Raw genomic sequence first — 26,087 nt, 5'->3', positions numbered from 1 at the left:
ACTTGGCGTCATCCCCGTTTTTCCATAAAAATAAAAACGCCGAAATTAATCGGGCGCTGGATTGCGATATGGCCAATACCATTCTCGAAATGCGGAACATCACCAAGACGTTTCCGGGCGTGAAAGCGCTTGAGAACGTCAACCTCAAGGTTAAAGAGGGTGAGATCCACGCACTCGTCGGTGAGAACGGCGCGGGGAAGTCGACCTTGATGAAGGTCCTTTCCGGTGTTTATCCCGCCGGCACCTATGAGGGCGAAATCCACTATGAAGGCGCAGTGCGGAATTTTCGCGCCATCAATGATAGCGAAGATATTGGTATCATCATCATTCACCAGGAACTGGCATTGGTGCCGCTCCTGTCGATTGCGGAAAACATCTTCCTCGGCAACGAAGTCGCCTCGAACGGCGTCATCAGCTGGCAGCAGACCTTCAACCGGACCCGCGAACTGTTAAAGAAGGTGGGCCTGAAGGAATCGCCGGAGACGCTGATCACCGATATCGGTGTGGGCAAGCAGCAGCTGGTGGAAATCGCCAAGGCATTGTCGAAGAGCGTGAAGCTGCTCATCCTCGACGAGCCGACCGCCTCGCTCAACGAAAGCGATTCCGAGGCGCTGCTCAACCTTTTGATCGAATTCCGCAAGCAGGGCATGACCTCGATCATCATCACCCACAAGCTCAACGAAGTGCGCAAGGTGGCCGACCAGATCACCGTTTTGCGTGATGGCATGACGGTGAAGACGCTCGACTGTCATCAGGAAGAAATCAGCGAGGATGTCATCATCCGCAACATGGTGGGGCGTGATCTCGAAGATCGTTATCCGCCGCGCGATGTGCCGATCGGCGAGACCATTCTCGAAGTGAAGAACTGGAACGCCTATCACCAGCAGCACCGTGACCGGAAGGTTCTGCACGATATCAACGTCACCGTGCGCAAGGGCGAAGTCGTCGGCATTGCCGGGCTGATGGGGGCAGGGCGCACCGAGTTTGCGATGAGCGTGTTCGGCAAGTCCTACGGCCACAAGATCAGCGGTGAAGTGTTGATCGACGGCAAGCCGGTCGATGTCAGCACCGTGCGCCGCGCCATCGATGCCGGTCTTGCCTATGTGACGGAAGACCGCAAACATCTCGGCCTCGTGCTCAACGACAACATCCTGCACAACACCACGCTTGCCAACCTGGCCGGCGTGTCCAAGGCCAGCGTCATCGACGACATCAAGGAAATGAAGGTGGCGAGCGATTTCCGCACGCGCCTGCGCATCCGGTCGTCGGGCATCTTTCAGGAAACGGTCAATCTTTCGGGCGGCAACCAGCAGAAGGTGGTGCTATCCAAGTGGCTGTTCTCCGATCCTGACGTGCTGATCCTCGACGAGCCGACCCGCGGCATCGATGTCGGCGCGAAATATGAAATTTACACCATCATCAACCAGCTCGCTGCCGACGGCAAAGGCGTTCTGATGATATCATCGGAAATGCCCGAACTGCTCGGCAATTGCGACCGCATCTACGTCATGAACGAAGGCCGCATCGTCGCTGAATTGCCGAAGGGAGAGGCGAGCCAGGAAAGCATCATGCGCGCTATCATGCGCTCAGGGGAGAAGAACTCATGAGTTCGGCAAACACAACAAGCGAAGAAAGTAACGTCATCTCGATCTCATCCTATATTCGCTCGAATATCCGCGAATATGGCATGCTGATCGCGCTCGTCGCCATCATGGTTTTCTTCCAGTTCTACACCGGTGGCATCCTGTTCCGTCCGGTCAACCTCACCAACCTCATCCTGCAGAACTCGTTCATCGTCATCATGGCGCTGGGCATGCTGCTGGTCATCGTTGCCGGGCATATCGACCTTTCGGTCGGCTCCATCGTCGCCTTCGTCGGCGCGATAGCGGCGATATTGACCGTGCAATGGGGCATGAACCCGTTTCTGGCGGCGCTGATTTGTCTCGTCATCGGCGGCATCATCGGTGCTGCCCAGGGTTACTGGATCGCCTATCACCGTATTCCGTCCTTCATCGTGACCTTGGCGGGCATGCTGGTGTTCCGCGGCCTGACGCTGTTCGTGCTCGGCGGCAAGAACATCGGTCCTTTCCCGACCGACTTCCAGATCATCAGCACCGGCTTCCTGCCTGACATCGGCGGTATCGAAGGTCTCAACACAACCTCGATGATCCTGACCGTGCTGATCACCGTGGCGCTGTTTTATCTGGCGTGGCGCCGCCGCGTGGTGAACGTGAAGCATGGCATCGACGTGGAGCCGTTCGGCTTCTTCATCGTGCAAAATCTGCTGATCTCAGGCGCTATCCTGTTCCTGGGTTACCAGCTGTCCACCTATCGCGGCCTGCCGAACGTGCTGATCGTGATGCTGGTCCTCATCGCACTTTACAGCTTCGTGACGCGCCGCACGACCATCGGTCGCCGTGTCTACGCCATGGGCGGCAATGAGAAGGCGACCAAGCTTTCCGGTATCAACACCGAACGCCTGAGCTTCCTCACCTTCGTCAACATGGGCGTGCTGGCCGGTCTTGCCGGCATGATCATCGCGACCCGCCTCAACTCGGCAACGCCGAAGGCCGGCGTGGGCTTCGAGCTTGACGTGATCGCGGCCTGCTTCATCGGCGGCGCTTCGGCATCCGGCGGCGTTGGCAAGATCACCGGTGCGGTCATCGGGGCCTTCATCATGGGCGTCATGAACAACGGCATGTCGATCGTCGGTCTCGGCATCGACTTCCAGCAGATGGTCAAGGGCCTCGTGCTGCTCGCCGCCGTGTTCTTCGACGTCTACAACAAGAACAAGGGCTGATCGGCCCACCCAAATCGCAAGTCAAAAAAGTGGCCGGTTTCCGGCCACTTTCATAAGATGCAGGCGCGACGCGCCGTAGCGGATAAGGCGCATGGCGCCGCAGGAAGGAAAACCCGTGCTCATTTCTCAGATTAAAGATGCCAGTGGCAAAATCATTGTAGCGGTTCGCGAAGACGACGGACAGGCGCAGGCGGTCAAGGGTGCCGGTTCGGTCTACGCGCTTGCCATGGAAGCCGCCAATAGCGGCAAGAGCCTTGCCGACGTTGTTTCCGCCCATGGTCTGGGCGATGCCGTCGATCTCGAAAAGGCTTATGCCGAGGGCCGTTTCCTGCCGCCGATCACCCATCCCGATCCGGCGCATCTGCATCTGACCGGCACGGGCCTCACGCATCTCGGCTCGGCCGCAACCCGAGACAGCATGCACAAGAAGACCACGGAAGCCGCCGAGGAAAGCCTGACGGATTCCATGAAGATGTTCCGCATGGGTCTGGAAAACGGCAAGCCGAAGGCCGGTGAAAAGGGCGTACAGCCCGAGTGGTTCTACAAGGGCAACGGCCATGTGGCTGCGGCACCGGGTGCGGCGCTCACCTCGCCATCCTTTGCGCTGGATGGCGGCGAAGAGCCTGAGATGGCCGGCATCTATGTCATTTCGGACAAGGGCGAGCCCGTGCGCATCGGCTTTGCCGTCTCCAACGAGTTTTCCGATCACGTCACCGAGCGGGTCAACTATCTCTACCTCGCCCACTCCAAGCTGCGCCCGGCAAGTTTCGGCCCGGAAATCCGTGTCGGTGCGGCACCTTCGGATATTCGCGGCACCTCGCGCATCCGTCGCGGCGACAGGGTCATCTTCGAAAAGCCGTTCGTTTCGGGTGAGGACAACATGTCCCATACCTTCGCGAACCTCGAATATCACCACTTCAAATACGGCCTGTTCCGTGCGCCTGGTGATGTGCATGTGCACATGTTCGGCACGGCCACGCTCTCTTTCGCAGACGGCATCAAGCCGGAAGCGGGCGACGTGTTCGAGATCGAGGCAGCCGGTTTCGGCCTGCCGCTGAAGAACCCGTTGGCCGTGGACGCGGAAGAAGAGATCGCCGTTCGCCAGATCTGATCTGCGAGCTGATTTTGAGAATGCCAAGGGGTGGCGCCATCACATGGTATTCCCACCCCTCGGCGTCATCCTCGGGCTTGGCCCGAGGATCTGCAACAGACTGACCTGCGAGACGTGGTTGGATCCTCGGGTCAAGCCCGAGGATGACGCTGGAGGTCAGGCCTTAGTCCAATTGTCCCTTTGCGCGCGGGCAATGTTCAGGCGATTGCTTCTCAACCGTCGTCGTCTGTCAGATGCGCAACATCCGCCAGTGAAACGACGGCGCGATTTTGCCAATAGTCGTCTTCCTTCAAATGTGTGATGCTTCCAGACCGTGCCGGAAAACTGACATGGCCGACGCTTTCGACCGGCATCTTGATCCACGCCGCGATGACGAAGGTAAGAGCAAAGCCATGGGTAACGATGACCTGCGTGGGGCAGGGGCGTGATATAATGGTGTTCACGCAGCGGTACACCCTTTCGGCGAACTCACGTCTCGTTTCTCCATCGGCAATTCCGCCGCGATGATCCAAACGGTTATGATGAGGGGCGGGGATCTGGCGGGCGTCGAGCCATTCCTGCGGCATACCGCCGGCTGAACCATAGCTTATTTCCCGCAGGTCATCTGTTGTTTCAAAAGGGTGCTCGAGGTGTTCAGCGATGATTGCAGCTGTCTGGGAGGCTCGGAGAAGATCGGAGCTGAAGATTTCAACCGGGGCGCTGCCGATCAAGGCCATAAGCTTGGCGGCTGTCGCCTCCGCATCGGCCCTGCCCCTGGGTGTCAGCTCGGTGTCATACCAGCCCCCGACCTTGTTCTCGACATGGTGGACGGATTGAGCGTGCGTGACGACAAAGATGTTATTCATAGCGTTTCCCGGTATTTTCAGGCTTGCTCAATCCCCCACAGCTTGCCTTCACCCACCTCCACTGAATTACCCGCGGGATCGCGGACATAGACCGAATAGCTGTCATTCGGCCAGCGATGGTAATGTTCGACGGGAATTCCAAGCGCTTCGAACCGGTCCTTCCAGCCATCCACTTCCGATTTATCCTTTGCATAAAAGCAGAAATGGCCTTGGCCCACCGCCCCATGGCGGGGGATCGGATTGTCGGGATCGGCCCGGCGGGATTGCTGCGGATCGAAGATCAGCAGCATTTGTCGGCCGCATCTGAAGAAGACGAATTGGCCGGGCAGTCTGCGCACCACCTCCAGCCCGAACACATCGCGGTAAAAGGTCTCGGCGGCGTCGAGATCATCCACGTAGATTGCGGTTTCCATGATGGCTGCTGGCGGGCGCATGTTTTCTCCGGTATCTGCTGGGCGTCCGACACTGGAAGTGCCGGGACGCTTATGTTTTGGCGCTGTAGGTCAGCACGGTCAGATCGTGTTTGCCGACGCCGCGTTCCAGAACCGTCCAGCCACAATTGACGTAATAGGTCTCGAGATCGCGCTGGCAGCACAGGTAGCTGGTATGGTGCCCGAGTTCGGCTGCCCTTTGCGTGGCGGCCTGCATCAGGGCCCGTGCTACGCCTGAGCGCCGTCGGTCTTCCTCCACCCAGAGAGCGGCAACCCATGGCAGATATTGCGGCCGCTCCTCCAGATCGCAATGGATAAGGAATGCGGAGCCGACATAAGCTTCACCGTCATGGGCAACGAAACCGGTGGGCAGGGCATGCGGGTTGGTCATGTCCTTCAGGTGCTCGGCGACATCATCGACCTTGAGGCCGCTGTCCTGCCACCACGCCGTCCAGACACGGTTAGCGATGACGGGGCCATGGGACTGGCAGTCGCGATAGTCGGAAATACTGTACAAGGCCGTCTCCCGGCCGGCTTTTCTGCCCGCAGGCTGAAGCCGGATCATGCTTTCAAATCAATGCGGCGATTTAAACGGTCGGGAGACGCTTTCGCAACCGGCAAGTTCCGGAAATGGATCAGGACTTCGTTGCCGTCACATGCAGCCAGTCGGTCGGCATCTTGTCGTAACCGCTGCCTTGACGGGATGTGATCCCGACGCTCGTCCAGCCAAATTGACCGTAGACATTTTCGAGCCAGGCTCTGGAAGGATAGTTGTAATAACGGCCAAACGTGTCACGGCCTTCCGCCTCTCCGGCCTTGAAACTGGCGTAAAACACACCGCCCGGTTTCAGTGCCCCGTGAATACGGCCGATAATGCCGGCAAGTGCTGCGCGTGGCACATGCAGCAGACAGGCATTGGCCCAGACGCCGTCATAACGTTCCCTGTTGTCAATATCCTCGAACAGCAATGTCGCGACGGGAACCCCAAGCCGGGCTTGCGCCGCCTTGGCGATCTCGGGTGTTCCATCGGTGGGGTGAACGTCGAAACCGGCAGCCAGCATGAATTCGCTGTCCTGCCCGCCGCCGCATCCGAGTTCTAGAATGCTCGCGCCCTCCGGCAGTTGCGCCAGAAATATCTCCAGATGCGGGCGGTCAGGGGCCTGTCCCCGGGTGGTGTAGGCGTTGGCATTATCGGTGTAAAAACCGATCGTATCCTCGTCTTTGGCGGCCATCATCTCAACTCTGCGACTGGTTCTGGCTCTGCGACTGCTGCACGGTGACAGTCACGTTCAGCGTCTCACCGGCGGGGCCGATGCGCATGCCTGATATCGGCGCGCAATCGCGGTAGCACAGGCCCGACGCGATGCGGACATAACGGTCATCGGGGCAGATATTGTTGGCGGCGTCGAAGCCGACCCACCCAAGCCCCTGAAGATGCACCTCGGCCCAGGCGTGGGTGGCCGTCTGTTCTTCCACCTCTTCCATCATCAGGTAACCGGAAACATAACGGGCCGGCAGGCCCATCAGCCGCGCTGCGGAAATCAGGATATGGGCATGGTCCTGGCAGACGCCCTTGCCTGCCTCCAGCGCCGTTTCCGCCGTGGTTTCAATGTCGGTTGCACCCGGCACATAGTCCACCTTGCGGTGAATATTCTCCATGAGGTCATGCAGGCGGGAGAGTTCGGTGTCACCAGTGCTGACTTTCACCAGCTCACGCACCAGTTTTCCCGGCTTGGTGCGCGGCGTCTCGCGCTGGAAGAGCCAGAGCGGCGCATTGCCGATATGGTGCCCGAACACGCCGGCCCTGTCTTCGGTGGTGACGAGACCGCTTGCCACAACCTTGACCTTGCGTTGCGGGCCTTCCGTTTCCACCAGCGCAACCCGGTTGCCGAAATGGTCGTCATAGGTCACTTCGACGGTGGCGCCATCCACCGAGACATCCCAGTTCTCCACCGTCTGGCAAGGGCCTGTCTGCGGTGTCAGGCGCAGCCGCTGCAACGCATAGGGCGTCGGCTCGTCATAGACATATTCCGTCGTATGGGTGATTTTCAGACGCATAAGCTGTCCCCGTCCACGCGCTTATTGATAAAAGCGGTAGCCTTCCATGATTTCCTGTCCCAGCTGCCCGTTGCGGTTTATGAATCTCTCCAGAAACTCGTGCAGACCTTCATCCATGACGCGGTTGATCGTCGTCTTGCGCAGGCTGTCACGAATGCTTTCGGCCGTCTCATGCGCCTGGTGTCTTTCGCCGTAATCCTCAGCTATGTAATTGAGGTTGCTGGCGATCTTCTCGTAGCAATAAGCGAGCGAACGTGGCATGCGGCCATTGAGAATGAGGAAGTCGGCAATATTGGCCGGCTTGTACTCCGCATCATAGACCCAGCCATAGGAACGATGCGCCGAGACCGAGCGCAGGATGGATTCCCATTGCGCATTGTCGAGCGAGGAGCCAACATGCGCCACAGCCGGCAGCAGCACGTAATATTTGACGTCGAGAATGCGGGCGGTGTTGTCGGCCCGTTCGATGAAGGTGCCGATGCGGGAGAAATTATAGAGATCGTTGCGCAGCATAGAGCCGTGGAAAGCGCCGCGCACCAGACCGGCGCGGTGTTTGATGCCGTCAATGGTCTGCGGCATGTCCGCCGGCTTCACCCTGCGCTCAAGGCTGGTCTTCAGCTCGATCCAGAATTCGTTGGTCGCTTCCCACGTCTCGCGCGTCAGCGCGGTGCGCACCATGCGGGCATTGTTTCGGCCCGCCTCGATGCAGGAGAGGACGCTCGACGGGTTAGCCTTGTCGCGCAGGAGATAATCGATCGCATCCGCCGTCGTCACCTTGTCGTGCGTTTCGAGGAACGCCTCGTGGACGCCCGCACTCTGCAACACGCCGTCCCAGTCTTCATCGCCGCTGCCCGAGCGCGTCAGTGAAACGCGCAGACCCGCATCGATCAGCCGGGCGATGTTTTCAGCGCGCTCGATGTACCGGAACATCCAGTAGAGCCCGTTTGCCGTTCTGCCCAGCATGGCTTAGTCCTCCAGTACCCATGTATCCTTGGTGCCGCCGCCCTGGCTGGAATTGACCACCAGCGAGCCCTGCTTGAGCGCGACGCGGGTCAGGCCGCCGGGAATGATCTTCACCTTGTCCGACACCAGCACGTAAGGGCGCAGATCGACATGGCGCGGCGCGATGCCGTTTTTCACCATGATCGGCACGGTGGACAGCGACAGCGTTGGCTGCGCAATATAGTTGGAGGGGCGGGCCTTGAGCTTTTCGGCAAACAGCGCCCGTTCCTTTTTTGTCGCCGTGGGGCCGACCAGCATGCCGTAACCGCCTGAACCGTGGACTTCCTTGACGACCAGTTCGGCAAGATTGTCGAGCACGTATTTCAGGCTGTCCGGCTCCGAACAGCGCCAGGTCGGCACGTTTTCCAGGAGCGGCTTGCGGCCGGTATAAAATTCGACGATCTCAGGCATGTAGGAATAGACGGCCTTGTCATCGGAAATGCCGGTGCCGGGGGCATTGGCGATGGTGATGTTGCCGGCACGGTAGACATCCATGATGCCGGGCACGCCGAGCGCCGAATCCGGACGGAAGGTCAGCGGATCGAGGAAGTCATCGTCGACGCGGCGATAGAGAACATCAATCGCTTCATAACCGCGGGTGGTGCGCATCTTGACCTTGCCGTCCATGACACGCAGGTCGGATCCTTCCACCAGCTCCACGCCCATCATGTCGGCGAGGAAGGAATGTTCGTAATAGGCGGAATTATAGATGCCGGGCGTCAGCACCGCGACGCGCGGCTTGCCGGAACAGCCGGGCGGGGCGAGCGAGGCGAGCGATTGCCGCAGCAGATAGGGATAGTCTTCCACCCGCCGCACGCGGTTTTCATGGAAGAGTTCCGGGAACATCTGCATCATCGTCTCGCGGTTTTCCAGCATGTAGCTGACACCGGAGGGCGTGCGGGCATTGTCTTCCAGAACATAAAACTGGTCTTCGCCGGTGCGGACGATGTCCGTGCCGACAATGTGGGTATAAACGCCGCCGGGCGGGGTGAAACCGATCATCTCCGGCAGGAAGGCTTCGTTTTTCTCGATGATTTCGCGTGGGATGCGGCCGGCGCGGATGATTTCCTGCTTGTGGTAGATATCGTCGAGGAAAGCATTGAGGGCGAGAACGCGCTGTTCGATGCCCTGGGCCAGTTTGCGCCACTCACGTCCGGAGATGATGCGCGGGATGATATCGAAGGGGATCAGTTTTTCTGAACTGTCGGCATGGCCATAGACTGCGAAAGTAATGCCGGTTTTTCGAAAGATGTTTTCCGCGTCTTTTGATTTCTGGATCAGGTGCGACCTGTCCTGTCGGCTGTACCACTCGTTATAGTTTTCATATGGGCTTCGCGGCGTTTCGTCCGCATTTATCATTTCGTCAAATGCCAACTTCGATGTCCCCTTTTTTACCATATGAATACAAGGCCAAATGCAATGCAAGAACTATGCGGACCTCGTCATGAAGATTTTTTGTCGCCCTAGAGTTTTAAAAAAGAAGCGTTTTTTCGGTTTCAGCCTATAAATGCGGCATCGTCAAAATGGTTGCGCGGCGCGGCAGTGCGGAAGGGTGTGATGGGGCTGTGTGCGCCGTGGGCGAATGCACAAAATTTGTTCGTTCGTTTTCGGTTGATGGATTGCGGATGCCGCATAAGAAAAACTGAAAGATGCGATCACGAAAACGCCTTTGACCTTTGGCGGGGATAGCGATACCGCCTTGGCAAACGGCACGTATGCCGCCGCAGGCCTGGTGCCAAGCCGGCCTGCTTTTTCGCCGGTGTGCCTTGGCCGAAATATCAATTCGCTGCATGATCTTGCGTCCCCGGCAATGTCCGAGAGGCGGGATTGTGCCGCACAGGGGATGTTCCCATGTCGCTTGACCGTCTGGCTCCGGCTATCTTCGTGTTTCTCTGGTCGACCGGCTGGGTGACTGCCAAATATGCCGTCTATTATACCGGGCCGCTGACCTTCCTCTGTCTGCGTTACCTGCTGGCCGGCCTGATATTATGGGCGATCTGCCGGCTGTCCGCCATTTCCTGGCCGAAGCAGCGCGCCGATGTCCTGCGGGCGATCCTCTCCGGCGTGTTCCTGCACGGCATTTATCTCGGCATGATATGGTGGGCGATCGGGCAGGGCGTGCCGGCGGCGATCGGCGGCATCATCGCTGGTCTGCAGCCGCTGATGACGGCGGTGGCCGCCCGTTTCATGATCGGCGAGAGAATCTCACCCATGCAACGTGCCGGTCTGCTGCTCGGTTTTGCCGGCATTGCCATCGCCGTGCTGCCGAAGGTCATGGCCACGGGTGCGCTTGGCATGTCCGTGCCGCTTTATGCCGTGGCGGTGAATGTGCTCGGCATGGTGTCGGTGACCTATGGCACGCTCTACCAGAAGAAATATGTCCATGGCGGAAACATCATGGCGGTGGCGACGCTGCAATATGTCGGCGCGCTGCTGGTCACCATTCCCTTTGCGCTTTTGCTGGAAGACGGGCATGTGGACTGGAGCCTCGGGCTGGCCGCCACGCTTGGCTGGTCGGTGGGTGCAATCTCCATCGGCGCGGTTGCATTGCTTCTTTATCTCATCCGGCGTGGGCAGGTATCGCGCGCGGCCTCGCTGATCTATCTCGTGCCGCCGCTTGCCGCCGTCGAAGCTGCGCTGCTGTTCGGGGAAACGCTGACGCCGGCCATGATTGCCGGTACGGTTCTCGCGGTCACGGGGGTCTATCTCGCCAACCGCCGGCCCACTGCATCGGTTGCAGCGGGTTAATTACTACAACCTCATATTAGGGGTTTGTTAACCATAAAATTATACCTCTCGTTAATCACATGATTTGGCGGGGGTTATATGTCTATTTCACGTCGTGGGGTTCTGTTCGGATTGCCACTGTTTCTGGCCGGCTGCGCAAATACCGGTATCGGTCAGCAAAGGCTTAATTATGCGGCGATGCCGGAAGAGAAATTCCCGCTGCCCGCCATGCATCTCGACAAGGTCAAGCCGGAACTTCGCCGGCAGGAAGTCACCTACGATACCAGCCATCCGGCCGGAACGGTGGTGGTGGATACGCCGGCGCGGCGGCTCTATTACGTCATGGGCGATGGTCGCGCCATGCGTTATGGCGTCGGTGTCGGCCGGCAGGGTCTTGCGTTGAAGGGCGACGCCTATATCGGCCGCAAATCCGAATGGCCTTCCTGGACGCCGACAGCAAACATGATGCGCCGCGATCCGCGCAATCTGAAATTCGCCGGTGGCATGGCGGGCGGCCCGAACAATCCGCTCGGCGCCCGCGCGCTTTATCTCTATCGCGGCGGCAACGACACCATGTTCCGCCTGCACGGCACCAACCAGCCGCAATCCATCGGCCACGCCATGTCGAGCGGCTGCATCCGCATGCTCAACCACGATATCATCGATCTTTACAGCCGCGTGCCGGTTGGCTCCAAGGTGGTTGTGCTGCAGGCGTGATGGAGAGGCGGATTTTTCCGCCTTTGCCTCGCCAAAAAATGTCTGTACCCTTGAGTTGAGTTTTTCAGCGGATGGCCAATTTTATGCTGGAAAATCAACCATGTGTAGAATGCCTCCCTTTCTGTATTTAAGGGAGTTCTGCAATATCGGAAACGTGATTTCCGGTGTTCGAGACGTGTATCCATAAAGGCTTGAATGCACTGTATCGAGCGCGGCACCACTTCAACGGGGACACATGAACATGGCAGCTTTCGACAATCTTTCTCGCTATCGACCTTATGCTCTTGCGGCACTGCGCATCATCGCAGCGCTGCTTTTCATCGAACATGGAACGCAGAAGCTGTTCGGCTTTCCGGCATCGCAGATGGAAGGCTCGTTGCCGACCCTGATGCTGGTGGCGGCGCTTCTGGAACTCGTCGGCGGCATTCTCGTGCTGATCGGCCTGTTCACGCGACCGGTCGCCTTCATCCTTTCCGGTCAGATGGCCGTCGCCTATTTCATGGCGCACGCGCCGAGCAGTGTTTTCCCGGTCTTGAACGGTGGCGACGCCGCCATCCTGTTCTGCTTCGTCTTCCTCTATCTGGTCTTTGCCGGTCCAGGCGCTTTCTCGGCGGATGAACGCCGGGCCTGATCTGCCCGGCCGATCAGCATGGATCTTTTTGCCGAAGCCCCGCATGGTCATGCCATGCGGGGCTTCTTTTTGGAAAAGGGTTGAAACTTCGGCCGCGACCGAAGCATAGATGCCTGTTTTCGGGTTAAGAATGGTTGATCCTGAACGCTGTTGGAAAGTCGATCCGTGACCACTCAAAATCCCATTGCCCGCGAATTGCTGCTGCTCGCGCTCCTGTCCACGCTATGGGCGGCTTCCTATACGTTCATCAAGATCGGGGTGGAGACGATACCGCCCATCACCTTCATCGCATCGCGGACGCTGATTGCGGGTCTGCTGCTCTACGTCGTGATCCGGCTGCGCGGGCTGCGATTGCCGAAGGATTTCGCCACCTGGCGGCTGTTCTTTATTCAGGCCTGTATCAACAGCGTGTTGCCTTTCACGCTGATCGCCTGGGCGGAGCAGAGCATCGACGCCGGGCTTGCCGTCATTCTCAATGCCACGACGCCGATCTTCACCTTTCTTCTCACCGCGCTGGTTATCAGGCATGAGGCGGTCAGCGGGCGCAAGCTGTTCGGCACCATTGCCGGTATGACGGGCGTGTGCCTCATCATCGGCATGGAGGCGCTGGATGGTGCGGGCGAGGCGATATGGAGCCAGCTCGCCGTGCTGATGGCGGCGTTTTCCTATGCCTGTGCGGCGATCTTCGGCAAGAACTTCAAGGGGCTTGATCCGATCATGCCGGCTGCTGGCTCGTTGATCTGCGGTGCGGTGCTGCTTTTGCCCGTCAGCCTGATGGTTGACCGGCCGTGGACGTTGTCGCCTTCGGCTGCCTCGCTCACTTCGCTTGTGTGCCTGAGCGTCTTTTCAACCGCGCTCGCCTTCATGATCTATTTCCGGCTGATGCAGACGCTTGGCTCGGTCGGCACCACATCGCAGGCCTATCTCCGGGTGCCGGTCGGTGTGGCGATCGGCATGGCATTTCTGGGGGAAGTGCCGACACCTGCCATGTGGGTGGGTCTCGTCTGTGTCATCGCCGGCGTGCTGGCCATGACCCTGCCATCCCGGCGTCGACCGGTTGTGCAGGGTGGGTGAGGACAAAGAAAAACCCCGCAGGCTGGTGGCTTGCGGGGTGTGATCTGAAGGCGTCTCGGAAGAGAACAACCGCATAATAGACCGAGCGGGTGTCGCTTGTTTCTTCTCCCCGAGGGGGAGAAGTCCGCGGCAGCGGGATGAGGGGGCGCCGTTGCCGGATTTCGGAGGACTTACCCCCTCATCCGACCCTTCGGGCCACCTTCTCCCCCTCGGGGAGAAGAAACGCGCGGCAACGCCGAGCGTCCTCAATCCACGCGAAGCAACTTAACGGTTGCGGCCGCGATGGCCGTTGCCGGAAGCGCGCTTTTCCTGGCCGTTGCCGCCAGCAGGTGCGTGGCGGTTGGCGCCGCTGCCGCCGGGCTTGCGGGCCGGACGGCGGTGCTTGCGGGGGCCGGCCGGACGACCTGCATCACCTTCAGCCTGCTTCACGCGCTTGAAGTCGGACGTGACTTCCAGATCATTGTCCGCATCGCGCGGTGCGTGGTTGCGGGACGGGCGGGATTCGCCATTGTGACGTCCGCCTTCGCGCGGGCCGCGCTGCTGGCCACCATTGTTGTTGTTGCGGCCGCCACGGTTGTTGTTGGGGCGCGTCGGGCTGGCGAGACCGGCCGGACGTTCACCTGATGCGACCGGGATATCGATCTTCATCAGCTTTTCGATGTCGTGCAGCAGGCGGGTTTCGTCCGGTGCGCAGAAAGCGATGGCGATGCCGTCGCGACCGGCGCGGGCGGTACGGCCGATGCGGTGAACATAGGCATCAGGCACTTCCGGCAGGTCGTAGTTGAAGACGTGGGTTACGGCCGGGATATCGATACCGCGGGCGGCGACGTCGGTTGCGACCAGAACCTTGATGTCACCATCCTTGAAGCCCTTCAGTGCCCGCTCGCGCTGGCCCTGGCTCTTGTTGCCGTGGATGGAGGCGACCTTGAAACCGATATGTTCCAGATGCTTGTAAAGCTTTTCCGCGCCGTGCTTGGTGCGCAGGAAAACGATCGAGCGACCATCCGGGTTCTCGTTCAGCGACTTCTTCAGGAGATCGGTCTTGTCGTTCTTGCCGGCGACGAAATGCACGTACTGCTCGACCTTGTCGGCAGCCTTGCCCGGAGGCGTGACCTCGACCTTGATCGGGTCGGTCAGGAAGTTGCTGGCAAGCTCGGAAATCGCCTTCGGCATGGTGGCCGAAAAGAGCAGCGTCTGGCGCTTGGGCGGAACCATGCGGGAAATCTTGCGCAGATCGTGGATGAAGCCGAGATCGAGCATCTGGTCTGCTTCATCAAGCACCAGATAGGTGACCTTGGAGAGCGAGATGGCGTTGCGGGCGATCAGGTCCAGCAGGCGGCCGGGCGTGGCGACGAGGATGTCGGTGCCTTTTTCGAGCTGCAGCTGCTGCTTGTTGATCGACGCGCCGCCGACAACCTGGTTGATGCGCAGCGGCGTCTTCTTCACGAAGGAGCGCAGGTTTTCGCCGATCTGGTTCACCAGTTCGCGGGTCGGTGCAAGGATCAGCGTGCGGGTGGTGCGGTTTGCCGGACGGTCCGCCTGCTTCATCAGCATTTCGATGATCGGCAGGCCGAAGGCTGCGGTCTTGCCGGTGCCGGTCTGTGCGAGGCCGATGAGGTCACGGCCTTCGAGCAGCAGCGGAATGGCTTTTGCCTGAATGGGGGTCGGGGTTGTGTAGCCAAGCTGGGTAACGCTGGCCACAATCTTTTCGGAGAGGCCGAGTTCGCTAAAACTGGTCAATATATTGCCTTTCGGGGCGCCAAAACAAACTCAGCCGGAGCAGGGCTGCTGTCCGGTGGTTTCGGCGTCAAGAACCCCGCGTGAATTGGGAACTTGTGGGTTGGAATAACTTTCTGCGCATCAGTGCGGCAAATGCCGTCTTCTGTATTCGTTGCGCTTTTCCTTCATGCGGGCCAGATTTCTCTTGGAACAAGTCGTTCTGGACATACGCTGCAGCTCACGCGGCTGCCGAAGGTGAAAGCTTGACCGGCATGTGGGCGTTTTGCGCGTTAAAGTCAAGCGATAGTTTTATAACGCCGCTGTCCCGCCACGCATGGCAGCCATGCGCAAGGTCGGCCGGTTATGGTTGGAATGGCGCATCGGAGCGAATATTTATGGTTAAAAAAGGGTAGCAGTGCCGCGCGGTACATAGCAAACGGCGATTTTATCACATAACGTTTTTGCGACGATATCCGGAAATATTTGATTCGACAGAAATGGAACTGCACGGTGTGGAGTATCGATTGACCGAAGGCAGCGGGTTGCTGGAAAAAGCTTACAGGGCCGTCGCCGCCCTGGACCTGCCCGCGTGCATCAAGGACAGCGAGCTGCGCTATCTCATGGTCAACGCCGCCTATGGCCGGATCATGGGGCGTCCACCCGCAGCGTTTCAGGGGCAAACGAGTTTTTCCCTCTCCGCCGATATTCGCGATGCCGAACGGGAAGACAGGGAGCGCCGCTCGCTGGTCTTTGCCACGGATGAGCTGATCGCCTGTCATGGTGCGGCGTCTTCCGGGCCATATACGCTTCGTTGCGAACGTTTTATCGGTGATGACGGCAATCTTTTCCTGTTCGAAGCATTCGAGGAAATGCCGGCTGTTGCCATTGAGGGCTTTTCCAGCAGCGATAACGCCTCCGAGTTGCTGTTCGGCAGTGGGGTGATTGATCTCATCGATGCCGGTATCGTTATCTATGACGAAGAAAACCGGCTGATTTATTGCAACGCCCGCTTCCTGGAATTCTACAGTGCCTTCGGTGTTGCGCTGAAGCCGGGCATGCGGCTCGAAGCGCTGATGGAAGCGGTCTATTTTTCAAGCGGTTACAGCCGCGCGAAAGAGGATGATCAGGCTTTTGAAAGCTGGAAGCAGGAGCAGCTTCGGGATTTTTCCCTGCCCTATCTGGAAAGGGTGGAGCAGTTTGCGGATGGCCGCTGGGTGCGCATGGTCAACAAGCGGCTGGAAAACGGCATGCTGGTGGGTCTGCGCATCGACGTGACCGAGTTCAAGGCGCATGAGACCCTGCTCAGCACGCAGATCCGCGAGACCTGGCTGCTGCGCGCCGCGCTTGAACAATTGCCGGTGGCGGTTTTTCTGCGGGATCATGACAGGCGGCTGACCTTTGCCAATGCCGCCTATGAGAAATTCGTCGGAGGCGATCTCGCCCATTTTATGGGCAAGACCGAAAACGAGATGTTTCCGGCGACCGGCGAGCAGTCCCGGCTTGAAAACGAGCTTCTGCTTGAAACGGGCGAGGCAATCGAGAAGGCGGAAACCCTGCCGCTGCCGGATGGCAGCTCCGTTCCCGTCATTACCCGCCTCGGCCGGGTGGCAACGCCTGACGACGAATATTATCTGGTCGGCTCGGTTACCGATGTCAGCCTGTTGCAGGACCGTGAAAATGCACTGATTGCGGCGCAGGCACAGGCCGAAGCGCTGCACCGCCAGCTGGAGATGATTCTTCATGCCCTGCCGGTGGGCGTGCTGCTCATCAACGCCGATCTCGTCATCGAATATGTCAATCCGTTCTTTTATGAGGTCTGGGGCGAAATCGGCGGCGAGAAATCGCTGGTCGGCAAAAGCTATCGCGAATTCATGGAATTGAATTTCGAAAGCGGCCTTTACGACTATGGCGACATGTCTTTCGACGATCTTTATAGTCAGCGAACGGCGCGGCTTCTCAGCAAGGAGGCCTCTGCTCCGCGCGAAGTGCGCAGCAAAAGCGGCAAGGTTACCGTCATCTCGAAAACCCGCCTCGATGGCGGGAAAATCCTCAGCACCTATGCCGATGTGACCGATGTGCGCATGCGCGATGCTGAGATCATGAAGGCCAAGGCCGAGCTGGAGCGCGTCGGCGAATATATGCAGGGCGCCACGCGCGCCATGGCGCAGGGCCTGGTGCTGGTCGAGCAGGGCACGATCATCATGTCCAACGAAGCGATGGCGCGGATGTTCGACGTGCCGCCGCATCTGCTGGAAAAAGGCCGCAACTGGTCGGGTTTCTTTGCCCATTGCGCCAAGCGCGGAGATTTCGGCACCGCCGAGGAGGCGGCCGCAACGCTTTCCGCCTGGAAAGACAACATTGCCGCCAACCAGCCGTTTTCCTGGCTCATCCATGTGGCCGGCAAAACCTGGCTCAATCTGGAAGCCACCAACAGTTCCGGCAATTACTGGCTCGTCATCGTCACCGATGTGACCGAGATGAAGCTGCGTGAAGAGGAATTGCAGCGGCTGCTTTCGCGGGCGGAAGCGGCGGATCGCGCCAAATCGGAATTCCTGGCCAATATGAGCCATGAAATCCGCACGCCGATGAACGGTGTGCTCGGCATGGCCGAGCTTCTGGCCAAGTCCAATCTGGATACGCGCCAGAAGACCTTTACCGATATCATCGTCAAGTCAGGCAATGCGCTTCTGACGATCATCAACGACATTCTCGATTTTTCCAAGATCGAGGCCGGGCAGATGAAGCTGCGCAGCGTGCCTTTCGATCCGGCCGAAGCGGTGGAGGATGTGGTTTCGCTTCTCTCCTCGGCGGCGCTGGAAAAGGACATCGAACTGGTTGTCCGGATCGACCCGTCGGTTTTCGGCAAGGTCATGGGCGATGCCGGGCGGTTCCGCCAGATCGTCACCAACCTCGTCGGCAACGCCGTGAAGTTCACCGAAACGGGGCATGTGCTGATCGAGCTTGCCGCGCAATCGGCCGAGGCGTCGGAAACCATGCTCTCGCTGCGCGTTGAAGACAGCGGCATTGGCATTCCGCCTGACAAGCTCGAGACGATCTTCGACAAGTTCAGCCAGGTGGATGGTTCGGCGACGCGCCGGCACGAGGGAACAGGGCTTGGACTGGCGATCACGGTCGGCCTTGTCGGTCTCTTTGATGGTTCGATCAATGTCGTGAGCGAGGTCGGCAAGGGGTCGACCTTCGAGGTCAATATTCCGTTTCAGGTCACCGAAAGGCGGCGCGACGTTCCGCTTATGTCCGTGGCGATCGACGATATCCGGGTGCTGGTCATCGACGACAATGACGTCAATCGCCGTATATTGACCGAGCAGCTGAAGACATGGGGCATTGATGGCCATGCGGTGGAAGACGGCCCGTCCGGCATCGCCGTGCTGCAGGAGGCCGTGTCGCTCGGCTTTACCATCGACGCTATCATCCTCGATTATCATATGCCTGTCATGAACGGCCTGGATGTGGTCGAGCGTATTCGCGCGGACCAACGTTTCGATGAGATTGCCATCGTGTTCCTGACCTCCATGGATGTGGTGGGTGACGAGACGCTGTTTACCGATCTCAACGTGCAGGCGCATCTGATGAAACCGGCGCGGGCGCGGCTCTTGCGCTCCACCCTGTTCGATGTGGTGCGCGACGTGCGGCTGAAACGCGCGCGCCTGCAGCCGCTGGCACTGGAGGCAGGCGGCGGGCCGGTGCGCCCAGAAAGGCGTCTGGCTGAAAAGAAACAGCGCATTCTGCCAGCGGCCCCGGCTGTTTCCGAACGCCGCCGGCCGAGCCTGATCGACGTGCTGGTGGCCGAGGACAATGACGTCAACCAGATTGTCTTCACCCAGATTTTGCAGCAGGCGGGTTTGCGTTTCCTGATCGTCGGCAACGGCAAGAAGGCGGTTCAGGCGTGGGAAGAAAACAATCCCGCCATCATTCTCATGGATGTCTCGATGCCTGTCATGAACGGCCATCAGGCAACGCTTGCCATCCGCGCCGCCGAACAGGCGGCGGCGGACGGCCGGCATGTGCCGATCATCGGTGTTACCGCCCATACCCAGGACGCTGACAGGGAACTTTGCCTGCAGGCGGGCATGGATGATTATCTGTCGAAGCCGATCAGTCCTGAAATCCTCGAGGACAAGATTGCGCAATGGCTGGGGGATGCCATGCCCCGGCGTGACGCGCCGGGCGTCTGATCATCCGGCGCTGCGGGGGTTTTCGGAATTGCCTCAGGCGGGCCGTTTGGTGCCACAGAGCATTTCCCGCTTTCCGGCAAAGCCCTTGCGCCGCTCCAGGTCAAAACCGGCGGCGATGAGGTTGCGGCGAACGAAGCCGGCGGCGGCATAGGTGGCGAAAGTGCCCTCCGACGCCGTTTTGGCAAAGAGCGCCTGCATGATTTCCAGCGACCACATGTCCGGATTGCGCGCCGGCGCGAAGCCGTCCAGAAACCACGCGTCGAAACTCTCTTTGCTGCTGGAGATTCCGGCAAAGGCCTCGCCGCAGACCACCGTCAGGCGCGTCTCGTCATCCAGTGCGATGTCGACCCTGCCTTGCGGCTCTTCCGGCCAGAGGGCGACAAGCCCCTTGCGCTCAGTATCGATCTCCGGCCAGCGGGAAAGCGCCCGGTCGATCTCGTCCGCCTTCATCGGATAAAGCTCGAAGGAGATGAAATGCAGCGTGGAGCGGCCGTTGCGCATCTCTTTCCACTGTCGCCATGTCTCGCAGAGATTAAGGCCGGTGCCGAAACCCAGCTCACCAATGCGGAAAACGCCCTCCCGTTCAAGCCAACGCTCCGGCAGGCCGTTTCCGGACAGGAAGACATGGCCGCATTCCAGCCTGCCATCCGTCTGGCAATAAAAATGATCGTCAAAGGCCAGCGAATAGGGCATATCCCCGTCACGCCAGTCGAGTGCGGTGCGGGTTTCTCCGGTTGCGGAACCGGTCTCTGTGCCAGTCTCTGGGATACAGTCGTTGGAATTTTTCATGGCTAATGCCGATAGTCCTGCTTTCGAACAGGGTCAATCTCCAAGATTGCCGGGCTCCGTGCCGCTCCTCATCGTTGGTGGCGGCATTATGGGGCTATGGGCCGCCGTCAAGGCGGAACGGCTGGGAATAGACACCCTGCTGGTGGAGGCGGAGCAGCTTGGCAGCGGGGCAAGCGGCGGGCTGCTTGGCGCCTTGATGCCGCATATGCCGGACCGATGGTCGGACAAGAAGCAGTTCCAGTTCGATGCGCTTGTGGCGCTGGAAACGGAAATTGCCGGGCTGGAGGCCGTGACCGGGCTTTCGGCCGGTTATCGCCGTTGCGGCCGGATCATTCCGCTGCCCAAGCCGCATCTGCGCACCATCGCGGAGCGACACGAACGGGATGCCGGGGAAAACTGGGTGTCGGGCGAGCGCCGGTTCCACTGGCATGTCGGCGACAGACCTTCGGTGGCCGACTGGGTGGATGATGCGGCAGGGCAGGCCGGCTTTGTGCTGGACACGCTGGCGGCGAGGGTTTCGCCGCGCGCGATGATCGCCCTTCTCTCGGCTTTTCTCCGCAAGGCGCGCCACGTGCGGGTGGCGGAACGGTGCTCGGTGGTTTCGCTTGACCCGCAAGCTGGGCGGGCGATGTTATCTTCGGGAGATGAAGTTGCCTTCGGCCATGTTGTCGTCGCCAACGGACATGGTTCTTTTCCCCTGCTTCGTGACGCGATGGGTCTGGAGGCCGGTGTTGCACTCGGGCAGGCGGTGAAGGGGCAAGCAGCGCTTCTTGATGTGGCGGCCGACCCGGCCATGCCGGTCGTCTTCCTCAACGGTCTTTACATCGTGCCGCATGAGGATGGCACCGTCGCCATCGGCAGTACCAGCGAAGATTGTTTTTCTGAGCCTTTCAGCACCGACGAAAAGCTGGAAAAGCTGCTTGCAGACGCATGTAGCGTGGTGCCATCGCTTGCCCACGCACCGGTTCTGGAACGGTGGGCCGGCCTGCGGCCGAAGGCGGTCGGCAGAGACCCGATGGTGGGGTCGGTTGCCGGTTATCCGAAGCTTGTCGCGCTTTCGGGTGGCTTCAAGGTCAGCTTCGGTCTTGCCCATTTTCTTGCCGATGCGGCCTTGCAAACCGTGTGCGGGGAGACCGCTGACGTACCCGCCGGGTTTCGCCTTCAACAACACGTGAATATTGCCGTCACGGACTTTAGAAAGTGCTGATCAGGCCGCCCACGTCGTTAATCTGTCACGCAAATCACCTATTTGCTGGCCTGCAACGAGGCCGGTTTGGCCGCTTTTGCGGCGAGGTGACAGCGCATGCGATACGCCATTCATTTCACGCCTACCCCCAATGACCCCCTGACGCAGGCAGCCGCCGCGTGGTTGGGGCGTGATGCCTATTCCGGTCAGGCGGTGGAGCCGCCGGGCATGATCGATCTCGGCATGCAGGAGATTTCGTACCACACGGCGCTGCCGCGCCGTTACGGTTTCCATGGCACGATCAAGGCGCCTTTCCGGCTTGCCGAGGGCCACTCCGAGGCCGCGCTGTTGCGCGACCTGATGTATTTTTCCGGCAGGCAGGACCCTTTCATGCTTCCACAACTCGTGGTGGCAAGGCATGGGAATGTCTTCAGCCTCGTTCCCGAGCGCCCCTGCGAAGTGCTGCATTTTTTTGCCGCCCGCGTGGTGCAGGAATTCGACCGTTACCGCGCGCCGCTGTCCGAGGCGGAAATCGAGCGGGCGGATCCGGACCGGCTTTCAGCCTCGCAGCTCACCAACCTGCATCGCTGGGGCAGCCCGCATGTGATGGATGAGTTCCGGTTCCAGATGTCGCTGACGGGCGGTGTTGAGCCTGCCAGCAGCCAGAGAGTCGAGCGTGCCGTGCGCAAGGTTTTCGAGCCGCTGCTGACCCGGGAACTGCAATTTTCCAGCCTTGCGCTCTTCATCGAGGATGAACCGGGTGCGCCCTTCCGGGTGCATTCGCTGCATCCCATGGGCCGCGTTTCCGCCCGCAAGATTGCCTGAGAAACAGCAGCCCATAATCGTATACAAAAAAGCATCGAAATGTCGGCAAAATTGATCTCGACATTCCGGATGCGGATGATACCGTTCGGCATCGCATATCCGAAGTTTGCGCCGTTTACCCATTCCGGGGTCGGCGCCCTTTGGAGATTTGTTTATGTCTCCCGAAGCCGGTTTTCGCCTGGGGAGAGATGTCTTGGGTGGCTGAATGATTTCCGACAATTACTCCCGCAATCTGGTGGGCTATGGCCGTAACGTTCCCGATCCGAAATGGCCGGGCGGCGCGCGTATCGCCGTGCAATTCGTCATCAATTACGAGGAGGGTGGCGAAAGCTGCATTCTCGACAATGACAAGGCCTCGGAATCGCTGCTGTCGGAAATCGTTGGCGCCCAGCCCTGGCCGGGCCAGCGCAACCTGAATATGGAATCGATCTACGAATATGGTTCGCGCGCCGGCTTCTGGCGGCTGTGGCGCATGTTCACAAGTCTTGGTGTCACCACCACCGTTTATGGCGTGACCGCCGCCATGGCCCGCAATCCGGAAGCCGTCGCGGCCATGAAGGAAGCCGGCTGGGAAATTGCCAGCCACGGTTACCGCTGGCTGGAATATAAGGATTTCTCCGAAGAGGAAGAGCGCAAACATATAACCGAAGCGGTGCGCCTGCATAAGGAGGTGACCGGTGAACGGCCCTACGGCATGTATCAGGGCAAGCCTTCGGATAATACGCTGCGCCTCGTCATGGAAGAGGGCGGTTTTCTCTATTCGTCCGATTCCTATGCCGACGATCTGCCCTATTGGGTGAAGGGCGCGAAAGAAGAGCCTTTCCTGATCATTCCTTATACGCTTGACACCAACGACATGCGTTTCGCCACGCCGCAGGGTTTCAATTCCGGTGACCAGTTCTTCACCTATCTGAAAGATGCGTTCGACGTGCTTTATCAGGAAGGCGCCGAAGGCGCGCCGAAGATGATGAGCGTCGGTCTGCATTGCCGCCTTGTCGGCCGTCCCGGTCGCGCCGCGGCGTTGCGTCGTTTCATCGAATATGTGCTCAGCCATGACAAGGTGTGGATCCCGCAGCGGATCGAGATCGCCCGGCACTGGCATGACCATCACAAGCCGGTGGCTCCTTGATGTCGGCGCGGCAGGAATTTGTCTCCCGGTTCGGTGGCGTGTTCGAACATTCGCCCTTCATCGCCGAGCGGGCCTATGATGCTGGTGTAGACGAGGGGGATTTGACGGCGAAGGTGGTTCACGCCGCACTCGTCGCGCAGTTTCGTGCCGCTTCCGAGGCTGAAAGGCTCGGCGTGTTGCGAGCGCATCCCGATCTTGCCGGCAAGCTGGCGATTGCGGGCGAGCTGACGACCGATAGCCGCAACGAACAGGCCGGTGCGGGGCTCGATCGGCTTTCGCCGGCAGAACATGCGCGTTTTACCGAACTGAACAGCGCCTATACCCAGAAATTCGGCTTTCCCTTCATCATCGCGGTCAAGGGGCTGAACAGGCACGATATTCTTTCCGCTTTCGAAACCCGCATCGGCAATGATGCGGCGCAGGAGTTCGCGACCGCGACGGCGCAGGTGGAAAAGATCGCCTGGCTGCGCCTTTCCGCGATGCTGCCGGAGGGCTGAATTGGCGAGTGGTGGCCGTTCTGCTAGGATCGTGCTGTCTGGAGATAAAGATCATGAGACCCTCCGAGGTACTGGAAAAGAACAGGGAAGCGATCCGCGAAGCGACGAAGCGCTTCAACGCGGCAAACCCCCGCGTGTTCGGCTCCGTTGCCCGCGGTGAGGACCGGCCGGACAGCGATCTCGATATTCTGGTGGATGCATTGCCGGGTGCCACCTTGTTTGATCTGGGCGGCCTGTTGGAAGAGCTATCAGCCATCATGCGCGGCACAGAAATTCATCTATTGACGCCAGGGGATTTTCCCGAGCGTGTTCGTGTGAAGGTTCTGCAGGAAGCGAAGCCCGTATGAGCGCCGAGCGACTGCATGTTTATCTTCAGGACATCAGACAGATTGCTGCGGAAACCATCGATTTCGTTCGATTGAAGACAAAGGACGAATTTCTGGTTGATCTGGTGCGTCAACGGGCGGTGGCGATGAACCTTCTGATTATCGGCGAAACGACGGCGCGGATAATGGAAGAGTTTCCAGCTTTCGTGGCGGATTTTCCGGATATCCCGTGGGTCAAGATGCGCGGCATGCGGAACAGGATCGCGCACGGTTATCTGAGCATCAATCTGGAAACCGTGTGGGATACGACACAGACGGCGATACCGGATCTTCTGGACAGACTCTTACTTCTGCAAAACTGGCATGCCCAAGGTGAATGACATTTGACCGATTTTCTCGACATAAAACCCCTTACCAAAGAGGCGTTCGCATCCTTCGGCGATGTGATCGAAATCACGCCTTCTTCCATGCGGCACATCAATGGCGGCCAGACCGAGCGGCATCATGCGCTTGCCGCACCCGAGGCGGCGGGCGAGGGCGCGCGTATCATCCTCAATATTTTCCGTGGGCAGCCGCGGGTATTCCCGCATAACATCGAGATGATGGAGCGGCATCCGCTCGGCAGCCAGAGTTTTTCGCCGCTGTCCGGCAGGCCTTTCCTCGTCGTCGTTGCGGAAGATGACGGAGGCCGTCCGGCCCGGCCGCAGGTGTTTCTGGCACGCGGGGACCAGGGTGTGAATTACCGCCGCAATGTCTGGCATTATCCGCTGATGCCGTTGCAGGCGGTTTCTGATTTTCTGGTTGCCGACCGCGAAGGGCCGGGCAACAATCTGGAAGAGCATTTTTTCGATAAGCCCTTCATGATCGCGGAGCCCAACCCATGACCGGTCTGACCACCCATGTTCTCGACGCCGCCCATGGTACGCCGGCTGAGGGACTGACGATCGAGCTTTACCGGCTCTCCGGCGATCGCCGCGAGAAGCTGAAGACGGTGAAGACCAATAGTGACGGCCGTGTGGATGGCGGGCCGCTGCTGGTCGGAGAGAGTTTCAAGGCCGGTCAATATGAGCTGGTTTTCCATGCCGGCGATTATCTGCGCGGCAGGGGCGTTGTGCTGCCCGAACCGGCCTTTCTCGATATTATCCCGATCCGCTTCGGTATTGCCGATGAGAGTGGCCACTACCACGTGCCGCTTCTGCTGTCGCCCTATAGCTATTCCACCTATCGAGGAAGCTGATTGCCATGATCTTTGCCGCCATTGCCGATATTCACGGAAACTGCGCTGCGCTTGAAGCCGTGCTTGAGGATATCGCCAGGCTTGGCATCAAGGATATCGTCAATCTCGGCGATTGTTTCAGCGGGCCGCTGGAGGCGGGTTTCACCGGTGATGTGCTGGTCGGCAACTGGATCCCCAGCATTCGCGGCAATCACGACCGGGAATTGATCGAGCGGGCGCCGGAGGATATGGGCAGCTGGGAAAGGCCGGCCCATGCGCAGATGACTGCCGCGCATCTGGACTGGCTGCAAACCCTGCCCTTCAGCTTGGTATTCAAGGACGTCGCCTATTGCTGCCACGGCTCGCCGCACGGCGATCTCGACTATTGGCTGGAAACGCTGTCGCCGGAAGGTGTGCTGAAACTGCGGCCGCTCGCCGAAATCGAGGCGAGGGCGGAAGGTATAACCCAGCCGCTGATGCTGTGCGGCCATACCCATATTCCCCGCGCGGTGCAGCTTTCCGATGGCCGGCTGATCGTCAATCCCGGCAGCGTCGGCTGCCCCGGCTGGAAGGACGATACGCCCTTCGAGCATCACGTCGAGGCCGGTCATCCGCTTGCCAGCTATGCGGTGCTGGAAGAAACCGGGCGCGGCTGGCAGGTCTATTTCCGGAATATCCGCTACGACAATCTGGCCATGGCCGAGATGGCGCGAGTCAACGGCATTCCGTATCTGGCCGATGCTCTGGAGAATGGCTGGCTTCGCAAACGGACTTGAATTGTTCAGGTAGTTGTACTATTTATTGTACA

At 59.5% G+C, this 26,087-nt stretch carries 26 protein-coding genes; 17 read left to right on the top strand and 9 right to left on the bottom strand.

From position 1 onward, the window contains the following. Positions 1-68 precede the first annotated feature (68 nt). From gguA to araD1, 3 genes are all read left to right on the top strand, one after another. Positions 69-1,607, top strand: coding sequence for a sugar ABC transporter ATP-binding protein GguA (gene gguA, locus PL640_RS13740; RefSeq protein ID WP_271362293.1), 1,539 nt, complete (start codon positions 69-71; stop codon positions 1,605-1,607). Beyond that, positions 1,604-2,800 carry a sugar ABC transporter permease GguB gene (gene gguB, locus PL640_RS13735; RefSeq protein ID WP_142840470.1) on the top strand — a complete coding sequence of 399 codons (1,197 nt, stop codon included), beginning with the start codon at positions 1,604-1,606 and terminating at the stop codon, positions 2,798-2,800. The genes gguA and gguB overlap by 4 nt, the downstream gene beginning before the upstream one ends. Positions 2,801-2,915: 115 nt before the next feature. Then, entirely contained in the window at positions 2,916-3,911 is a 996-nt protein-coding gene (gene araD1 / locus PL640_RS13730; RefSeq protein WP_271362428.1) for a 2-keto-3-deoxy-L-arabinonate dehydratase AraD1, read from the top strand. 212 nt (positions 3,912-4,123) lie between these two features. On the opposite strand, the gene PL640_RS13725 is transcribed toward araD1, so the two are convergent. From PL640_RS13725 to PL640_RS13695, 7 genes are all read right to left on the bottom strand, one after another. Then, positions 4,124-4,756 (bottom strand): histidine phosphatase family protein, encoded by a 633-nt coding sequence (locus PL640_RS13725; RefSeq protein ID WP_271362292.1) that lies wholly within the window; start codon positions 4,754-4,756, stop codon positions 4,124-4,126. 17 nt (positions 4,757-4,773) lie between these two features. Beyond that, the gene (locus tag PL640_RS13720; protein ID WP_271362291.1) at positions 4,774-5,190 is read right to left on the bottom strand and encodes a VOC family protein; all 417 of its coding nucleotides are present in this window, start codon (positions 5,188-5,190) and stop codon (positions 4,774-4,776) included. Positions 5,191-5,239: 49 nt separating this feature from the next. Continuing rightward, positions 5,240-5,704 (bottom strand): GNAT family N-acetyltransferase, encoded by a 465-nt coding sequence (locus PL640_RS13715; RefSeq protein ID WP_271362290.1) that lies wholly within the window; start codon positions 5,702-5,704, stop codon positions 5,240-5,242. 118 nt (positions 5,705-5,822) lie between these two features. After that, positions 5,823-6,419 (bottom strand): class I SAM-dependent methyltransferase, encoded by a 597-nt coding sequence (locus tag PL640_RS13710; protein WP_271362427.1) that lies wholly within the window; start codon positions 6,417-6,419, stop codon positions 5,823-5,825. A gap of 4 nt (positions 6,420-6,423) precedes the next feature. Then, positions 6,424-7,245 (bottom strand): transglutaminase family protein, encoded by an 822-nt coding sequence (locus tag PL640_RS13705; RefSeq protein ID WP_271362289.1) that lies wholly within the window; start codon positions 7,243-7,245, stop codon positions 6,424-6,426. Between the two features lie 21 nt (positions 7,246-7,266). Next, positions 7,267-8,208 (bottom strand): alpha-E domain-containing protein, encoded by a 942-nt coding sequence (locus tag PL640_RS13700; RefSeq protein WP_142840463.1) that lies wholly within the window; start codon positions 8,206-8,208, stop codon positions 7,267-7,269. A 3-nt stretch (positions 8,209-8,211) separates the two neighbouring features. Continuing rightward, a complete protein-coding gene (locus PL640_RS13695) occupies positions 8,212-9,621 on the bottom strand; it encodes a circularly permuted type 2 ATP-grasp protein (RefSeq protein WP_161991253.1) in 1,410 nt (469 codons plus the stop codon). 477 nt (positions 9,622-10,098) lie between these two features. On the opposite strand from PL640_RS13695, the gene PL640_RS13690 reads away from it, so the two are divergent. From PL640_RS13690 to PL640_RS13675, 4 genes are all read left to right on the top strand, one after another. Next, the gene (locus PL640_RS13690) at positions 10,099-10,995 is read left to right on the top strand and encodes a DMT family transporter (RefSeq protein ID WP_142840462.1); all 897 of its coding nucleotides are present in this window, start codon (positions 10,099-10,101) and stop codon (positions 10,993-10,995) included. A 78-nt stretch (positions 10,996-11,073) separates the two neighbouring features. Further along, complete coding sequence (locus PL640_RS13685; RefSeq protein WP_142840461.1) at positions 11,074-11,691, top strand: L,D-transpeptidase; 618 nt, start codon at positions 11,074-11,076, stop codon at positions 11,689-11,691. A 241-nt stretch (positions 11,692-11,932) separates the two neighbouring features. Continuing rightward, a complete protein-coding gene (locus PL640_RS13680; RefSeq protein WP_161991252.1) occupies positions 11,933-12,322 on the top strand; it encodes a DoxX family protein in 390 nt (129 codons plus the stop codon). Between the two features lie 165 nt (positions 12,323-12,487). Next, complete coding sequence (locus PL640_RS13675; protein WP_271362288.1) at positions 12,488-13,396, top strand: DMT family transporter; 909 nt, start codon at positions 12,488-12,490, stop codon at positions 13,394-13,396. 264 nt (positions 13,397-13,660) lie between these two features. Here PL640_RS13675 and PL640_RS13670 read toward each other — a convergent pair whose 3' ends face one another. Next, positions 13,661-15,136 carry a DEAD/DEAH box helicase gene (locus tag PL640_RS13670; protein WP_142840458.1) on the bottom strand — a complete coding sequence of 492 codons (1,476 nt, stop codon included), beginning with the start codon at positions 15,134-15,136 and terminating at the stop codon, positions 13,661-13,663. Between the two features lie 476 nt (positions 15,137-15,612). Between PL640_RS13670 and PL640_RS13665 the strand changes: the two genes are divergently transcribed. Further along, positions 15,613-19,311, top strand: a complete 3,699-nt coding sequence (locus PL640_RS13665; protein WP_271362287.1) for a response regulator — start codon at positions 15,613-15,615, stop codon at positions 19,309-19,311. A gap of 33 nt (positions 19,312-19,344) precedes the next feature. Here PL640_RS13665 and mnmD read toward each other — a convergent pair whose 3' ends face one another. Further along, positions 19,345-20,100, bottom strand: a complete 756-nt coding sequence (gene mnmD, locus PL640_RS13660) for a tRNA (5-methylaminomethyl-2-thiouridine)(34)-methyltransferase MnmD (protein ID WP_271362286.1) — start codon at positions 20,098-20,100, stop codon at positions 19,345-19,347. Between mnmD and PL640_RS13655 the strand changes: the two genes are divergently transcribed. The 9 genes from PL640_RS13655 (at position 20,099) to PL640_RS13615 (ending at position 26,055) form a co-directional block, all read left to right on the top strand. Continuing rightward, positions 20,099-21,307, top strand: coding sequence for an NAD(P)/FAD-dependent oxidoreductase (locus PL640_RS13655; RefSeq protein WP_271362285.1), 1,209 nt, complete (start codon positions 20,099-20,101; stop codon positions 21,305-21,307). The two genes, mnmD and PL640_RS13655, sit on opposite strands and share 2 nt — an antisense overlap. Before the next feature lie 96 nt (positions 21,308-21,403). After that, a complete protein-coding gene (locus PL640_RS13650) occupies positions 21,404-22,111 on the top strand; it encodes a DUF1045 domain-containing protein (RefSeq protein ID WP_271362284.1) in 708 nt (235 codons plus the stop codon). Positions 22,112-22,316: 205 nt separating this feature from the next. After that, positions 22,317-23,240 carry an allantoinase PuuE gene (puuE, locus tag PL640_RS13645; protein ID WP_271362283.1) on the top strand — a complete coding sequence of 308 codons (924 nt, stop codon included), beginning with the start codon at positions 22,317-22,319 and terminating at the stop codon, positions 23,238-23,240. After that, a complete protein-coding gene (uraD, locus tag PL640_RS13640; protein ID WP_271362282.1) occupies positions 23,240-23,737 on the top strand; it encodes a 2-oxo-4-hydroxy-4-carboxy-5-ureidoimidazoline decarboxylase in 498 nt (165 codons plus the stop codon). Before puuE ends, uraD begins: the two co-directional genes overlap by 1 nt. Before the next feature lie 53 nt (positions 23,738-23,790). Then, the gene (locus PL640_RS13635) at positions 23,791-24,084 is read left to right on the top strand and encodes a nucleotidyltransferase family protein (RefSeq protein ID WP_003509513.1); all 294 of its coding nucleotides are present in this window, start codon (positions 23,791-23,793) and stop codon (positions 24,082-24,084) included. Then, positions 24,081-24,443 (top strand): HepT-like ribonuclease domain-containing protein, encoded by a 363-nt coding sequence (locus PL640_RS13630; RefSeq protein ID WP_271362281.1) that lies wholly within the window; start codon positions 24,081-24,083, stop codon positions 24,441-24,443. Before PL640_RS13635 ends, PL640_RS13630 begins: the two co-directional genes overlap by 4 nt. 3 nt (positions 24,444-24,446) lie before the next feature. Further along, complete coding sequence (locus PL640_RS13625) at positions 24,447-24,947, top strand: ureidoglycolate lyase (protein WP_174030091.1); 501 nt, start codon at positions 24,447-24,449, stop codon at positions 24,945-24,947. Then, positions 24,944-25,300, top strand: coding sequence for a hydroxyisourate hydrolase (uraH, locus tag PL640_RS13620; protein ID WP_271362280.1), 357 nt, complete (start codon positions 24,944-24,946; stop codon positions 25,298-25,300). The genes PL640_RS13625 and uraH overlap by 4 nt, the downstream gene beginning before the upstream one ends. Positions 25,301-25,305: 5 nt before the next feature. Next, positions 25,306-26,055: a metallophosphoesterase family protein gene (locus PL640_RS13615; protein WP_271362279.1), complete on the top strand. Its 750-nt coding sequence runs from the start codon at positions 25,306-25,308 to the stop codon at positions 26,053-26,055. Positions 26,056-26,087: the final 32 nt, after the last annotated feature.

Origin of the sequence: Agrobacterium sp. ST15.16.024 (genome assembly GCF_027956545.1) — a bacterium.
Classification (GTDB): Bacteria; Pseudomonadota; Alphaproteobacteria; order Rhizobiales; family Rhizobiaceae; genus Agrobacterium; species Agrobacterium cucumeris.
This window is presented reverse-complemented; position numbering and strand designations above follow the sequence as displayed.